At 43.3% G+C, this 14,045-nt stretch carries 16 protein-coding genes and 1 pseudogene; 14 read left to right on the forward strand and 3 right to left on the reverse strand.

Going from position 1 to position 14,045, the window contains the following annotated elements:
* Window positions 1-11: 11 nt before the first annotated feature.
* From A7975_RS04075 to A7975_RS04090, 4 genes are all read left to right on the forward strand, one after another.
* On the forward strand, window positions 12-803 hold the full coding sequence (locus A7975_RS04075; RefSeq protein WP_065384814.1) for an inositol monophosphatase family protein: 792 nt from the start codon (window positions 12-14) through the stop codon (window positions 801-803).
* 42 nt (window positions 804-845) lie between these two features.
* On the forward strand, window positions 846-1,298 hold the full coding sequence (locus A7975_RS04080; protein ID WP_053375919.1) for an SRPBCC family protein: 453 nt from the start codon (window positions 846-848) through the stop codon (window positions 1,296-1,298).
* 102 nt (window positions 1,299-1,400) lie between these two features.
* Window positions 1,401-2,366: a nucleoside hydrolase gene (locus A7975_RS04085; RefSeq protein ID WP_053375920.1), complete on the forward strand. Its 966-nt coding sequence runs from the start codon at window positions 1,401-1,403 to the stop codon at window positions 2,364-2,366.
* A 3-nt stretch (window positions 2,367-2,369) separates the two neighbouring features.
* Window positions 2,370-2,882: an acyl-CoA thioesterase gene (locus tag A7975_RS04090; RefSeq protein WP_065384208.1), complete on the forward strand. Its 513-nt coding sequence runs from the start codon at window positions 2,370-2,372 to the stop codon at window positions 2,880-2,882.
* A gap of 71 nt (window positions 2,883-2,953) precedes the next feature.
* On the opposite strand, the gene A7975_RS04095 is transcribed toward A7975_RS04090, so the two are convergent.
* Window positions 2,954-3,631, reverse strand: coding sequence for a M14 family metallopeptidase (locus A7975_RS04095; protein ID WP_065384209.1), 678 nt, complete (start codon window positions 3,629-3,631; stop codon window positions 2,954-2,956).
* A gap of 232 nt (window positions 3,632-3,863) precedes the next feature.
* Between A7975_RS04095 and A7975_RS04100 the strand changes: the two are divergent.
* Window positions 3,864-4,398 (forward strand): annotated as a pseudogene (locus A7975_RS04100) (YheC/YheD family protein).
* A gap of 107 nt (window positions 4,399-4,505) precedes the next feature.
* On the opposite strand, the gene A7975_RS33970 reads toward A7975_RS04100, so the two are convergent.
* Window positions 4,506-4,646 (reverse strand): hypothetical protein, encoded by a 141-nt coding sequence (locus A7975_RS33970; RefSeq protein ID WP_176707664.1) that lies wholly within the window; start codon window positions 4,644-4,646, stop codon window positions 4,506-4,508.
* Between the two features lie 132 nt (window positions 4,647-4,778).
* On the opposite strand from A7975_RS33970, the gene A7975_RS04105 reads away from it, so the two are divergent.
* The 7 genes from A7975_RS04105 (at window position 4,779) to A7975_RS04135 (ending at window position 10,552) form a co-directional block, all read left to right on the forward strand.
* On the forward strand, window positions 4,779-5,198 hold the full coding sequence (locus A7975_RS04105) for a BlaI/MecI/CopY family transcriptional regulator (RefSeq protein WP_053375923.1): 420 nt from the start codon (window positions 4,779-4,781) through the stop codon (window positions 5,196-5,198).
* Complete coding sequence (locus A7975_RS04110) at window positions 5,195-6,052, forward strand: M56 family metallopeptidase (protein ID WP_065384211.1); 858 nt, start codon at window positions 5,195-5,197, stop codon at window positions 6,050-6,052. The genes A7975_RS04105 and A7975_RS04110 overlap by 4 nt, the downstream gene beginning before the upstream one ends.
* A 56-nt stretch (window positions 6,053-6,108) precedes the next feature.
* Entirely contained in the window at window positions 6,109-6,843 is a 735-nt protein-coding gene (locus A7975_RS04115) for a thioredoxin-like domain-containing protein (protein WP_065384212.1), read from the forward strand.
* A gap of 257 nt (window positions 6,844-7,100) precedes the next feature.
* Window positions 7,101-7,757 (forward strand): phosphatase PAP2 family protein, encoded by a 657-nt coding sequence (locus A7975_RS04120; RefSeq protein ID WP_065384213.1) that lies wholly within the window; start codon window positions 7,101-7,103, stop codon window positions 7,755-7,757.
* A gap of 117 nt (window positions 7,758-7,874) precedes the next feature.
* On the forward strand, window positions 7,875-8,354 hold the full coding sequence (locus A7975_RS04125) for a PepSY domain-containing protein (protein WP_065384214.1): 480 nt from the start codon (window positions 7,875-7,877) through the stop codon (window positions 8,352-8,354).
* Between the two features lie 123 nt (window positions 8,355-8,477).
* Window positions 8,478-9,182, forward strand: coding sequence for a response regulator transcription factor (locus A7975_RS04130; RefSeq protein WP_141680193.1), 705 nt, complete (start codon window positions 8,478-8,480; stop codon window positions 9,180-9,182).
* Window positions 9,179-10,552: a HAMP domain-containing sensor histidine kinase gene (locus tag A7975_RS04135; protein ID WP_065384216.1), complete on the forward strand. Its 1,374-nt coding sequence runs from the start codon at window positions 9,179-9,181 to the stop codon at window positions 10,550-10,552. The genes A7975_RS04130 and A7975_RS04135 overlap by 4 nt, the downstream gene beginning before the upstream one ends.
* A gap of 65 nt (window positions 10,553-10,617) precedes the next feature.
* Here A7975_RS04135 and A7975_RS04140 read toward each other — a convergent pair whose 3' ends face one another.
* Window positions 10,618-11,142, reverse strand: a complete 525-nt coding sequence (locus tag A7975_RS04140) for a superoxide dismutase family protein (RefSeq protein ID WP_065384217.1) — start codon at window positions 11,140-11,142, stop codon at window positions 10,618-10,620.
* A gap of 211 nt (window positions 11,143-11,353) precedes the next feature.
* Between A7975_RS04140 and A7975_RS04145 the strand changes: the two genes are divergently transcribed.
* Window positions 11,354-12,826 carry a spore germination protein gene (locus A7975_RS04145; protein ID WP_065384218.1) on the forward strand — a complete coding sequence of 491 codons (1,473 nt, stop codon included), beginning with the start codon at window positions 11,354-11,356 and terminating at the stop codon, window positions 12,824-12,826.
* Window positions 12,827-12,868: 42 nt separating this feature from the next.
* Entirely contained in the window at window positions 12,869-14,044 is a 1,176-nt protein-coding gene (locus A7975_RS04150; protein WP_231637634.1) for a Ger(x)C family spore germination protein, read from the forward strand.
* The last annotated feature ends 1 nt before the right edge of the window (window position 14,045 follow it).

Consider the following 14,045-nt stretch of genomic DNA (forward strand, 5'->3'; position numbering starts at 1 on the left):
AATTGGATCAAATGATTATGAATAGCGCTAGGGAAGTGGCGATAGCCGCAGCGTATGAAGCGGGACGGCTCACGCGTGAGCGCTTTGGCGATCTGGATCATTATGAGGAGAAGGATGATCACGGCGATATCGTAACGGAAGTGGATCATTTGGCTGAAGCTGTTATTTTGAATAAAATTAGGCGCGTATTCCCAGGCCACAAAATTCGTTCAGAGGAATTTGGCGAAAATGACGTTCAAAGCGAGTGGATGTGGCTGGTTGATCCGCTTGATGGAACAAATAATTTTGCGATTGGGCTGCCCTTGTTTGGCATATCGATAACGCTTATTTATGAGACAAAACCTGTGCTAGCGGTTATCTACGAGCCGATGACGGACCGATTATATGTTTCAAGCGAGAATGAAGGCACTTCATGCAATACGAAGCCGGTTCGTATGGGCGAAGCAAAAGCCTTTAAGAAAGCTAGAGTAGGCTGGATTCAGGGGCATGCGGTTCAAAATGAACCTCAAGCGGTAAAGCTTAGGCATTACATAGACGTAAGTACGAAACGAATGATGCGGCTTTGGGCGCCAACGCTGCAATGGACGATGTTGGCAAGAGGCGATTTGGACGCGATTATCGTATATAACTCGGAAGGCGAGGATTTGTATTCAGGCCTCCTTATGGCGAAGGAAGCGGGAGGCATTATCGTTGATTTTGACGGCATACCATTTGCTGGCATGAATGGACAGCCATATTTGATCGCATGCCATCCCGAGCATCAGAATTATTTTATAAACCTTGTCAAAGAAGGCTTACTATAGTTTAGGACCGTTATGCGGTAGACAAAAAGAGTGGTGAATGGTTTGGTAGAAGTAACGACGAGCATCATGATTAAGGCACCGATTGAACGCTGCTTTGATCTGGCGCGCGACATTGACGTCCATACGAGAACGGTTTGGAAGCATACGCGCGAGCAGGCGGTAGCAGGAGTCACGACAGGCTGTATCGGGGCGGGTGAGCTGGTTACGTTTGAAGCGACGCACTTTGGGATAAGACAACGGCTTACTTCGAAAATAACGGATTTTAACGCTCCCTATTTATTTGTTGATGAAACGCAAAAAGGCGCATTCAAGTACTTGAGGCATGTTCACATGTTTGAGAGGCACGGAGAAGGCACGCTCATGACAGATACGCTGCGGTTCGAGGCTCCGCTTGGATGGTTAGGGTGGATCGCCGAGCGGCTCGTTTTGAAGTCTTATATGACTAAGTTTTTGGAGCATCGGAACGAACAATTAAAGCTATTAGCCGAAGCTTAGCTTGCAATGGACTTCTTTTCCTATCTCTATTTTTTTCAATAAGCTTGGTATTTGCCTCATGAATTGATTACAATGAACGTTAGTAGAAGGAGGAGTTATGAGATGTCGAACATAAACAGAATGCTGCTTGACGTAGATACAGGCATTGATGACGCCTTAGCCATTTTATACGCCCTGTTGTCTCCTGAGATCAAAGTAGAGGGAATTACGACGGGATTCGGGAACATTGACGTGGAACAAGCGACTGAAAATACGCTGCGCGTCATTCAAGTCGCCAATTGCGGCTATGAAGTTCCGGTAGCCAAAGGTGCTTCAGGCCCACTTAGCCGTGTATTCCCAGGAGCCGTACACCATATCCATGGTCATAACGGAATAGGTGATGCGGTTTTGCCGGCATCTCCTCAGCAGCTATTAGAGGAAACGGCGGCGCAGTTCATCGTTCGAAAAGTGAATGAAAGCCCCGGTGAGCTTACTTTAGTTACCGTTGGCCGGCAAACGAACTTGGCTCTCGCTTTGCAGCTTGATCCTTCGATTGAAAACAAATTCAAGAAGGTCGTTATTATGGGAGGCAGCGTATTCGTGCCAGGCAACATTACGCCCGTAAGCGAAGCTAATTTTTATGGCGATCCGGAAGCCGCTGCCCTCGTATTTGAATCGAAGCTTCCGATTACGATAGTTGGACTTGATGTGACCCAGCAGACAAGGCTAACGAAGAAGCATATGGCCTATTTGTCACGCGAGATTGCCGAAGATAAGCAAGAGATATTAGATTTTCTAAATGTCGCATTAGAGCCATACTTTGATTTCTATGCATTCTCCAATCATTTTGACGGCGAATGCGCGATGCATGACCCGTTAGCTGTCATTGTAGCTATTAACCCGTCACTCGTGCGTATCGAATCGATGAACGCGGTAATCGACTGCGGAACAGGTTATACGGCAGGGATGATCATCACTGACCGTAGAGTGCGCTCAACCGTCGGCCGCCCAGTTGATTTCTGCTTAGAGGTAGATCGGGAGAAAGCCATCGCGCAGTTATTATCCGTTTTTACTAAAGGGGAACAATAGTCGATGGAACAAAGGTATTCACGCGAATCCAAATGCTACAAAACGGCAAGGGTATTTCCACCGGACGTCAACAACCACAATACGTTGTTCGGCGGCAAACTGATGGCTTATATCGACGATATCGCTTCGATTGCAGCAACCAAGCATTGCAGGCGCTCCGTCGTGACTGCCTCAACGGATTCTGTCGACTTCCTTCATCCCATACGGCCTTCCGATTCGGTTTGCCTTGAATCGTTCGTTACGTGGACAGGCCGTACTTCAGTAGAGGTATTTGTTAAGGTCATAAAGGAAGATTTGCTCAGCGGCGAGCGCAGGGTTGCGGCAACTTCTTTCTTAACCTTTGTTGCGCTTGATGAGAACCGCAAGCCGATTCCCGTGCCAACTGTCGTTCCTGAGACGGAAGAGGAGCTCAAGCTGTTCGAGACTGCACCCCACCGGGCTGAAATGCGCAAGATTAGAAGAGACGAGAGTAAGAAGTTCGCCAGTTTTTTGACGGTAAAGCATCCTTGGGACTAATTTTGTCCGGAAATAGAAGACCGCAACGGCAGCTGCTGCCGTTGCGGTCTTTTGGTTATGCCAGATGTTGCTTATTTTATTTTTAGCTCATTCAAAAATTGATTTAGAATTTTCACTTGGTATTTGACGCGATCGGCAATAGGCAAACCGATAGATGTCTCTACCGTCACAGCTTTTGCCTTTAAGTAGAGATGGACAGCGGTGCGGCCGGAACCAGGCAATTGATGCAGCCGCGTAGAAAACTTTCTTTTTTCTAGCGTAATAGAACGATTCATATGGCCGACGACACGCCTTACGGCCGGAATCGCCTCACTCTTGGGATTCGTGATGAGAGTCTGGCCAAGAGAGCGCGGATTTAGTTTGAATAAACCGTCTGCCTCATGAAGATCAAGATACCAGCTAGGCTGAAATTGCTTCGCTAATTGAAATAACGCGGCCGAAAGCGGATGCCTAGCAGTACGATTATGCGCACGCGGAAACGTTCGATTCAAATCAGGCTTTCCCCGGCTGCGTGTTTTGTAAGCCTGTTGATTGACAATAGGAACAATAATGAGAACCCCTCTTTTGATAAAGAGTGTCCGCATTTGTAATTGGTTCAAAAGCTGATTCGCCCCATAGATGCTTCCTCGCTCGCTCCCATGCACGCCTGCTGTTACCATTACCGTATTCCCTTGCAAGTCACCCCGGACAATATAATAGGGCGTCTCGTATTTTGTGTTTTTCGCTAATCGATGCCTGGTTATATGCATATTGAGATCACCTCCACCATTATCCACAATATGATCTAAACCGAGGGATAGTAACGGACAGGTACCTACAAGATATGCCATTCCCATCATTTAGGGCGTTTAGCCGGTACAGTGAATGAAATAATCGGATATCCATGGGAGACATTAGCATATTAGCACAATTCAAGAGTAACGAAGCGACGTATATTATAGGGAGTTACTGCAAGATAAGAAGCTCAGAGGGAACGTACCGATGACTAAAAGATACAGCAATCTTACGTTAAAATCGATGCTAGTTAGCTACAGGATGGTATACGTCAAACCCAATACAGGTACGGGCGGAAGCGGCGTTGATCCAGCGCGGCATTCATTTATTGAAATATAAGGGGCGTTTAATTGATCTAAGAGTTATGGTGCAGAAAAACGTAAAAGGAAAATGGGAGCCGACAGGCGAGATTGGTCGTATAGGCCATCATGCCAAGTTCGTGACCAACGTCTGCAAGGGCGGCACTTCAAAGCCCGTTGAATTGCTGCTGGAGACAAAGGTAGACGATAGGAAGGCGTTTAAACAGAAGCTCAGACGCTTAGGTTTGCAAACAGCCTACCAACTGAACAGAACCTTTAAATCACTAAACGAAATTGGTATGGATGTTGGGGTGGATCGCAATCTCAAATTATGGATTATTGAAGTAAATACTCGTCCTGCAATCTATGGATTCAAGTCATTAAGAGATAAGTCGATATATAAGAAGATTAGTAGGTATCAAAAGAGATATGCGAAGCGCTGAACGACGTTTTTATGGGCGAAAATGCTCAAAATGCGAGTAGAGAACAAATGTTCTTATTTTGTGAGATGGAAGGCAGCCCGCTAGCAACGGACTGCCTTCGCTGCATGTTAGCAGCTTTTGCCATTGTTATTGTTAGCTTTCTTCGGCGTTTCTTCAGCATTGCGGCTAAGCTTGTCACCAAATTGATCGAGACGAGAGGGGCTTGCTGTCGGACCATCATTATCTGGCTTGTTGTTTCTTCCTGTCATTGTTATCACCTCCAGCTCCTATAGAGTGAGCAGAATATGCCCATTTCATTCGAATGAGACATTTGTAGGCAGATGTATCCTCTTGAAATGCCATTTGTGCTACACTATAATATGTAGTGGAAGGAGCGGTCCATGGATATTAAAAATTTTAAATATGGCGAAGTAGGCTTAAATCGATTTTTCGGTTCCTTGGAGGCCAAAATTATGGACATACTCTGGGCTGCGGAGGAGCTGAGCATTAAGGACGTGCAGCTCCGTTTGGAAAAGGAGAAGCCGGTCAATTTTAACACGGTCATGACCGTCATGAATCGATTGTTAGAAAAGGGCATTTTGGAAAAAAGGCTGCAAGGCAGACTTTCGTTATTTCGTCCTACTGAATCAAAAGCGGATTTTATTGAGCAGCAGTCAAAGAAATTAACAGAGAACCTTCTGGATGAGTTTGGCGGCGTTGTCATTACCCATATGATTGATGCGCTAAAGGATGTTGACCAATCCTTGCTTGAGAAGCTGGAGCATAAAATTCAGCAGCTCAAAAAGGATAATCAAACATGAGATGGCAGCGCAAGTCCTCATTGGTGTTGGCGCTTAGTCTATTCATTGCGCTGCTAGTATGGAGTCAGATGGGGATGTATATCGTCCATCTCATTTTTGGCGTCAATGTGAAAGTGAACTTCTTTAAGTTTTGCATAAGCTTGTTTAGGGAAAATACGCTGTATTACTTTATCGTTATTACGTTTTTGAACTCCCTCGTTGCGTACGCGATATTGATTACGCTCATTAAGATTACGCAGCAGTTTGTTCTATCTAGACGATTTAAAACTAGACTGATGTCGCTACGGAACATCAACTTGACCGCTAGGGTCATTCAACAATTCAAGCCAATGAATCAGAATATTATTGTCATCGATCATAATCAAGCAATGGCGTTTACCGTTGGATTCAGAAGACCGCTCGTCGTGCTTTCAAGTGAGCTAATTGAAATGTTGGATCACAGTGAGCTGGAAGCCGTTATAGAGCACGAATCCTTTCATCAAAGCCACCATGATTCGTTGAAAATATTTATGCTTCAGCTCATTTCGCAATCGCTCTGGTTTATTCCGATCACCAAATGGACGTACCATAACTATAAGCTGATGAGTGAGCTGCTTGCCGATGAATATGCCATTAAGAAGACGGGCTCGGAGCTCGGCCTTGGCAGCGCATTGCTTAAGCTAATCAAAAAAGGCTTTAGCGATAATCCTACGCCTGTCTTGGTTTATTTTACAGACGGTGTCGTAAATTATAGATTGCAGCAATTAGTCGATCCTGGCCATGACATTCCTGTAAGGCTGGGTACGACCTCCATAGTGATTTCTATTTATGTCTTGCTGCTGTTTATGGGCATGATTATTATGGCAATCACTTAATTTTTTTGAAAACGAACACTACATAAAGTAGTGCAAAGGAGCGTGTAAATGAGTTTATGAATGAGCATATGGGTTTGCATCAGCAATCAGGATCTTCTTATTTTTTGTTATATACGGCGGGTATTATTTTGTTGTTAGCGATCATGAGCTATTGGTATGCCGCCAAATGGAACAAGGAAAATACAAGTCGTTTGAAAAAGGATCAAAAAGCTGCTATCAAGCAAAAAACGAAAAAAATGCGAGTAGCTGCACATTTGCTGCTTAGCTTGTCAGTTATCGTTGCAATCATTCATTTTGCCAAAGACTTGGGTAAGGAATATGATATGAACAGCTTGAATGTAAAAGCAGCAATCGAAGTAACGGATGATAAATATTACGGGGCGGAACATTCGGATGAGCCGGTTAAGTATGAGATGAAGATTCCTACGTCAGGCACACATAGCCCGCATGATTTGAAATTTGGTTTCTATAAGGAAAAGCCGCCGTATGAAATGCTTGTTCATAATTTGGAGCACGGCGACATTATTATTTATTACCATACGGACGCCGATCCCAAAATCATCGAGCAGCTTAACTATTTTGTGAATTTTAGAGAAGCGGGAGCGGGAATTTTGGCTGTTCCGAATGAAGATATTCCAGCTGACAAAGACGTGGTTGTAACGGCTTGGACGAAAACGATGGGGCTAAGCGACTATGATGACCAAAAAATCGCTACCTTTATTTATAAATATATCAACGAAGGCCCTGAAAAGATTCCAGCTTCCATTCGCCGCGGAGGCGGAACAATGTAAAAGAAGATCTATATGCAGAAAAGCTTGGTATGCTGGGAAAGAGTTTTCCTGAACCCGAGCTTTTTTTTCGTATATATTGCTCTACTCTATAAAAAACAACAAAAAGTTGCGATGAGGATGTAGATTAATTAATACGAACAATGTATTATCTCAGGAGTGATTGATGCCGAATAAACTTTTGCCTATGTTGCCAAACTAATATAAATACATATATTTGGGGATCAAATTAAAGAATAGACAATGGAGCGTGCTATGGTTTGAATTTTTCATTCGTTTTTTCCCGTGCATTTTTGTTGAGTTTAAGTGGCGCAATTGGATTTGCCTTGATTGCGATTTGGGTTGGCGATAAGCGAATTGACAACTTTGATCGAATGATCATTAGTAAGATTCAAGGCGCAGAATCTGCTGGCCTTACTGCCTTAATGAAACTATTTACCTTTATCGGATCTGGAGTTATTGTGTCGGTCCTCGCTATCGCTATGCTGGTTGTATTAATAAAATTGCATGAACGAAGATTGCTTCTCTTTTATGGAGGTGTCCTTATCGGATCGGCTTTGTTGAATAGCGTGTTAAAGTCGATCTTTCATCGGTTAAGGCCAACTCTGCATCGGATTATCGAAGTGAATGGATATAGTTTTCCGAGCGGGCATTCAATGGCCGCCTTCACGTTCTATGGAATAATCACGTTCCTTTTATGGAAGCACATCCCAAACGTGTATGCGCGCGTTGCACTTATTGCAGTGGGGTCTATCTTAATACTTGCTATCGGGATTAGCCGTATCTATTTAGGCGTTCATTACCCAAGCGATATCGTTGGCGGATATTTAGCAAGCGGCACATGGCTGGCTGCTTCGATCGGTTTATATCAATACATACTCGAGAGACGACAACGCAAGATAAAAGTTAGGGCATAACAGCCATTTTATAATTAATCGTTCTCTCATGATTTTTTAATCTAAATCACCCAGTAATCTCAGACGTGTTCTATACAATTGGTTTTGTAACAAAAAAACCATTAGGAGGAACAGATAATGAATAAAAAGCTTATGTCGTTTGCCCTTGCGGCTGCTCTCATCGGAGGTGGATTGGCAGGTGCTGCGCTTCTGCCGTCTGCCAAAGCAGAATCGCCTGCAGCGATTACAGATCAGTCTCAGCAGGACAATGATGCTGAAGTAAATGATGACCAAAACGGACAAAATGACAACGATGCTGAAGTAAACGATGATCAAGAAGGTCAGAATGATAACGATGCTGAGGTAAATGACGATCAAGAAGGTCAGAATGGCACTGACTCTGCAGTGTCTGCTGAAGCGGCAAAAGCAGTGAAAATTACAGAAGAGCAAAGTATTGAGATAGCAAAGCAACAAACAGCAGGCGAAGTTAAACAAGTGAAGTTAGAGAGTGAGAACGGAAAACTTGTTTATAATATAACAATCAAAGATACAGCTGGAAAAGAGCAGGAAATTAATATTGATGCCGACTTGGGTACAATAATTGCCGAGAACGACTAAATCATTTGAATAAGACCTAAGCAGGCTTTGCTTAGGTCTTATTTTTATAAAATAAAGTTAATCTCAACTACATGATAACTTACTAGGAACAATGATATGTGTTTTTGGGAAGGGGCGGCATTAGTGGAAAAGCGCGTATTGATCGTTGAAGATGAGGAAAAAATAGCAAGATTACTTCAGCTCGAGTTAAACTTTGAAGGATACACGACGGAGATAGCGACAAATGGCAGAGAAGCACTGGATAAAGCGTTATCGCAAGCATGGGATCTGATTCTTTTGGACGTGATGATCCCTGAAATGACAGGTATAGAAGTATTAAGAAGATTTAGGAATGTGGATGCGATTACGCCTGTTATTATGCTGACAGCTAGAAATGCTACACCTGACAAAGTAAGCGGGCTCGATCTAGGTGCCAATGATTACATGACGAAGCCGTTTGAAATTGAAGAGTTATTGGCCAGGATGCGAGCAAATATGCGAAGCCGAACGGAAGAAAGCACGACTGGCAATGCTGATCTAACAGGGAAAATTCAGGTCGCTGACCTTTCTATAAATAAAAAAAGCCGAAAAGTGATTAGGGCAGGCCGTCACCTTGAGCTGACCCCTAAGGAATATGAGCTTCTCTTATTTTTGTTGGAAAATAAGAACATCGTTTTGGAACGGGAGCAAATTATTGAGAATGTCTGGGGATATGATTTTGTAGGTGAAACCAATATAGTTGATGTGTATATCCGGTATGTGCGCAAAAAGATTGATCATGACTTCGACCTGAAGTTGATCCAAACGATACGTGGAGTAGGTTATTGCATTCGCGAGGAGGACGCATGAAACTTAAAAACAAAATCATGTTGTTAACTTCGGTTTTAGTTATCTTTATTTTGTTAGCCGTAGATTTAAGCGTATATTTCTCGTTTATTAAAATAGCCACGCAAAATGAAATGAATTCACTTCAAAACAAAGCGGAACAAATGATTGAAAAAATTGGCCCTACTTCATTGATGAACAATGAAGGAGAACAGCAGTTAAGGATGTATTTGACTGATGACTCAACGATAAGGATTATTAATTCAAAATCAGAGCTTGTAGCTGAGCTCTATAATGAAGAGAGGATGGTTCTGCCGCAAGCGCAGTTCAGCGAACGGAAAACAGCTTTGCTCAGTGAAGATTCTGAACGGAAGATCATAATCGTGCGCGTCCCTATCGTGGAGAATGCTAAGGTTATAGGCACTTTTGAAATGATACAGGGCATGGAGGGGCTGGATAAAAGCATTGATATACTTATCATTATTTTACTCCTTACATCTGGCGGAGCTGTGCTGCTGAGCTTTCTTGGGGGAGCGTTATTAGCAAAAACCATTATTAAACCGATATCCAATAGCATAAATACGATGCGGGAGATTGAAAGCAGCTTATCCTTCAAAAAAATACCGCTAACCACTCATTCTAATGATGAAATCAATCAAATGTCAGAAACCTTCAATCGGATGATTAGCCGTCTTGAAGGAAGCTTCATTAAACAGCAGCAGTTTGTTTCTGACGCCTCACATGAATTGAATACGACTTTAACGATTGTAGAAGGATATGCCAACATGCTTCGCCGCTGGGGAATGAAAGACGAGAGCATTCAGAGAGAAGCGATTGAATCCATTTATGAGGAATCCAAAAGGATGAGGAAAATGACGGAGCAGCTATTGTTGCTCGCCTCTTCGGAGCATGATTCGAAGCTAAAGCTCGAGACATTCAATCTCGTTGAATGCTGTACGGAATCTGCCTCTCTTCTTAGCAAATTGCATAGGCGTGCAATAATGATTCAAACGAATGGCGATGATCCCACAATCGCAGCAGATTACTTGAAGATCAAGCAGTTGATTCTAATTTTATTGGATAATGCACTGAAATACAGCAAAGAAAGAATAGAGCTGACTATAACCTTAATGAGCACGGAGATTGAAATTCGTGTTAAAGATTTAGGGATTGGCATTCCTTGGGAATCGCTTGATCTTATCTTCGAACGTTTTTATAGAGTAGATCATGCACGTCAACGGGCAACCGGAGGAACGGGCTTAGGGTTGCCAATTGCCAAAACAATTGTAATGGAGCATAACGGAAAAATAATTGCGGAGAGCGAAGAAGGGGTCGGTACAGAGATGATCATTCGTCTACCGCGAAATAACATCAAACGCAGAAAAAAGACTTGAGAGATGATGCCTCTCAAGTCTTTTTTCTGCGTTTTACATATATTGCCCATGCGCCAAGAAGTTACTTATTTGATTACCGCGCATGCTATACGATTTCCCGAGTTGCCGGAAGGGTCCGTTACATAATCATCCGCTTTTTCATGAATGACCAAGGAGGTACCCTCAGGCTGAAACAAGGAATTTGATTGTCCGCGAGCTAATGTGACGGTTTCACTTGTGAGCATCGCTTTTACTTTTCCGTCTGCGCCAACTTCGATATTAGGCAAATCACCGTCATGGAAACCTTTTGGGTTATGGAAGCCGTGCTGTTTGTTTTGTGGGTTAAAATGAGCCCCAGCTGTCGTGAAATCAGGAACATCACATTTGCCAACTGCATGAATATGTATGCCATGCGTGCCGGGAGCCAAATTTTCGGCTTCAACCTGAATAAACACTTTATTCTTTTTCTGCGTAAGCTCTGCGGTACCAATTTCTTTGCCTTCGCCATTAATGATTTTGACCGTTAACGCATTGGAATTCGAAGGGGTCATTGCTGTTCCGATTGCTAGGGCTGATAAGATCAAACAAGCAAATAGGATCGTCTTTTTCATCTCGTTCCTCCTGATTTTCTATTTTAGGTAATTTTCTTCTAAACCCTATTTTTTACATTCGAATCATTTTTATGCAAGGAATATTAATTTGCCTTGATCCAAATTTGGAGAAGGGGGGGTGTCTTTAGCAAAACGGAAATGTGCTTCTAGTATTGCATGTGAGTCGAATGGGAATAATTCAAAAAAAATCCATTGAAGGAGAGGCATGTACATGAAGAAGGATACCGATCAAGTGGACAAGATCTCCTTTGAAGATTTTTCTATTGAATCCATCATAAATGCTTTAGGAAATCCGCCTGATCTTACTTATCATGAATTCGCGAATCATCCTCATATTCAGGGTCATTGTTTGTTTATTGAAACGCTGGTGGATAAAAATAAAATCGAGGACATCATTCTTCGTTTTATATCGGAAGGCATCGCAGCGGCAGATCAAGAAATGGACACCATTGCGTATTTAAAATATAAAATTCCTATCGCATCTTCCACAAGCATTGTTGATCTAAGCGCATGTTTGGAAGGGCTTTTGGACGGCAAGTGTTTGCTTAATATTCATGGCTCTGCAGAAATTCTCCAGCTCGATGTAGCAATGTCCTATCATCGTGCAATTGATAAACCAGAGACGGAAGCGACCGTTCGGGGACCGCACGAGGCATATAACGAAGACTTGGCAACGAGTATCGGTCTATTGCGCAAAAGAATCCGCTCAACCGATTTGCGGTTCGAGCAATTGATCATTGGGACAAAAACGGAGACAAGAGTCGTTATCGTATATCTAGAGGAGCTTGCGCCGATTGATATCGTTCATGAATTTCGCAGCAGAATTAAATCAATCGAAACAGACAGCATATTGGATACCTCCTATATTGAGGATTTGATCGCGGACAAAACGTTTATTCCGATACCGCTCATGATGAAATCAGAAAGACCTGACGTTACGGCTTCCCATTTATTGGAGGGAAGGATTATCGTATTGGTGGATGGCAGCCCGCTGGCATTGATTGGGCCCGTTACCTTTTTTCAATTTTTTTCGTCGCCTGAAGACTACTATCAGCGAACGGATATTGCTACCTTTATGCTATGGATCAGATTTATTTCTTTTTTATTAGCGATATTTGTACCTGCGCTTTATATCGCGGTTACGACCTTCCAGCAAGGTCTGCTTCCGCCATCCCTTTTGGTTAGCATTGCGGCGCAGCGAGAAGGCGTCCCGTTTCCATCCTTTGTAGAGGCATTTTTGATGGCGGGCATTTTCGAAATTTTACGCGAAGCGGGATTGCGTATGCCCCGAATTGCTGGACAAGCGATTTCGATCGTAGGAGCGCTTGTTTTAGGGGAAGCCGCCGTTCAGGCAGGGCTTGTCTCTGCGGCAATGGTTATCGTCGTTGCAGTTACCGCAATCGCGGGCTTCGTAGCCCCCAATTATAATTTTGGCCTATCTCAACGATTCTTGCAGTATTCGTATATGGTGCTGGCGAGCTTCTTGGGCTTGTTCGGCATATTATGCGGGGCATTGTTTACGATTGTCCATTTCGCTTCCTTGAAGTCATTCGGAATTCCGTTTCTTGCTCCAATTGCACCTACCATAATTTCGGACTGGAAGGACGTACTGATGCGGGTGCCGCGCTCGAAACTCAAAACCTATCCGCGTATGAACCGAACGAGGCGGAAAAACCGATTTTAACCACGAAAACGAAAGGTGACACGCATGAATGCCAACAAGTTAATGTGGAAAGGTAAATTATGTTGCAGCTTGGCCATTTGCTTCTGCTTAACTGCATGCTGGGATTTAGTGGAGGTTAACGAGTTGGCGATCGTGAACTTTATCGGGATGGACATCGAGCCGGAGAAGGAAGGGAGCACCTTTTATTATCATATCGTTAATCCTGCGGGAATAGCTGCACAAAAAGTATCAGGGATTAATGCCCCGGTATATACGTTCCGAGTAAGCTCGAAGCATTCGATGGAGATCCCCTCCAAGCTGCTTGACAGCATTCCAAAGCGTCCGTTTTTTGACCACTCCGAAGCGATGGTAATAACGGAGAGAGCAGCGAGAAAAGGAATTTTAGACCAGCTTAATTTCATGGAAAAGCAGCAGGATCGGCAGTCCACGATCAATTTGCTTGTTACGGATTCCCCTCTTTCCAATTTCATGAAAACCTACACGACCTTGGAGCGGATGCCGGGCAATAATGTGCGCAAAATTATTCAGAATCAGTCTGTGGAATCTGGAGAAGCAAGCTACCGCTCTCGCGTAAAAGATATTATCGAAAATCTGGAGACCTCTGTGCTTACCGTATTGCCAATTATAAGCATATCCACCCCGCAAGGAAGTCCGTCGACGAAAAGATATGAGAATATTAATGCGAATGAAGGCAGCTTTTATCTAAAAGGAGGAGCTATATTTAAAAAAGGGATAATGATCGGAAAACTAACATCTTCAGAGATGCCCTTGTACAATTTGCTGAATGGACAGATTATGATGCTTCACCAATCAGTCGCGATTGATGATGGTGAAGTTGAACTGTGGTTGAAGGATATTGCCGTGCGCAAGCAATTAGCAAAAAGCTCGGGGCATCCTGTTCTGACCATACAGATTAAAGCCAAGGTTCATATCGAAGGAAATACACAGGAAGATAGATTAACAGAAGATAACTTAAACGCGATTAAAGCGCAGCTAGCCAAACAGGTAAAGGAAAAAGCCAATCGCTTATATGAGAGAGGGAAAGCTAAAGATTGGGATCTTTTGGCCATAGAAGAATTAAATGCCCATAAGCGGGGGAACCTTTGGAAGAAGGAAAAAGCTGACAAAGCGTTATGGAAAGAAACAAAGCTTGCTGTTTCTGTACATTTTGTCATCCAAACCTTCGGAAATACGATAGATCCTTATAAAACAAGGTGAT

The organism is Bacillus sp. FJAT-26390 (assembly GCF_001682865.1).
Classification (GTDB): domain Bacteria; phylum Bacillota; class Bacilli; order Paenibacillales; family Paenibacillaceae; genus Pristimantibacillus.

Coding starts and splice junctions, on each gene's coding strand:
- A7975_RS04075 (WP_065384814.1), top strand. CDS start 12: ATGATTATGAATAGCGCTAGGGAAGTGGCGATAGCCGCAGCGTATGAA.
- A7975_RS04085 (WP_053375920.1), top strand. CDS start 1,401: ATGTCGAACATAAACAGAATGCTGCTTGACGTAGATACAGGCATTGAT.
- A7975_RS04090 (WP_065384208.1), top strand. CDS start 2,370: ATGGAACAAAGGTATTCACGCGAATCCAAATGCTACAAAACGGCAAGG.
- A7975_RS04095 (WP_065384209.1), bottom strand. CDS start 3,631: ATGCATATAACCAGGCATCGATTAGCGAAAAACACAAAATACGAGACG.
- A7975_RS33970 (WP_176707664.1), bottom strand. CDS start 4,646: ATGACAGGAAGAAACAACAAGCCAGATAATGATGGTCCGACAGCAAGC.
- A7975_RS04105 (WP_053375923.1), top strand. CDS start 4,779: ATGGATATTAAAAATTTTAAATATGGCGAAGTAGGCTTAAATCGATTT.
- A7975_RS04110 (WP_065384211.1), top strand. CDS start 5,195: ATGAGATGGCAGCGCAAGTCCTCATTGGTGTTGGCGCTTAGTCTATTC.
- A7975_RS04115 (WP_065384212.1), top strand. CDS start 6,109: ATGAATGAGCATATGGGTTTGCATCAGCAATCAGGATCTTCTTATTTT.
- A7975_RS04125 (WP_065384214.1), top strand. CDS start 7,875: ATGAATAAAAAGCTTATGTCGTTTGCCCTTGCGGCTGCTCTCATCGGA.
- A7975_RS04135 (WP_065384216.1), top strand. CDS start 9,179: ATGAAACTTAAAAACAAAATCATGTTGTTAACTTCGGTTTTAGTTATC.
- A7975_RS04140 (WP_065384217.1), bottom strand. CDS start 11,142: ATGAAAAAGACGATCCTATTTGCTTGTTTGATCTTATCAGCCCTAGCA.
- A7975_RS04145 (WP_065384218.1), top strand. CDS start 11,354: ATGAAGAAGGATACCGATCAAGTGGACAAGATCTCCTTTGAAGATTTT.
- A7975_RS04150 (WP_231637634.1), top strand. CDS start 12,869: ATGTGGAAAGGTAAATTATGTTGCAGCTTGGCCATTTGCTTCTGCTTA.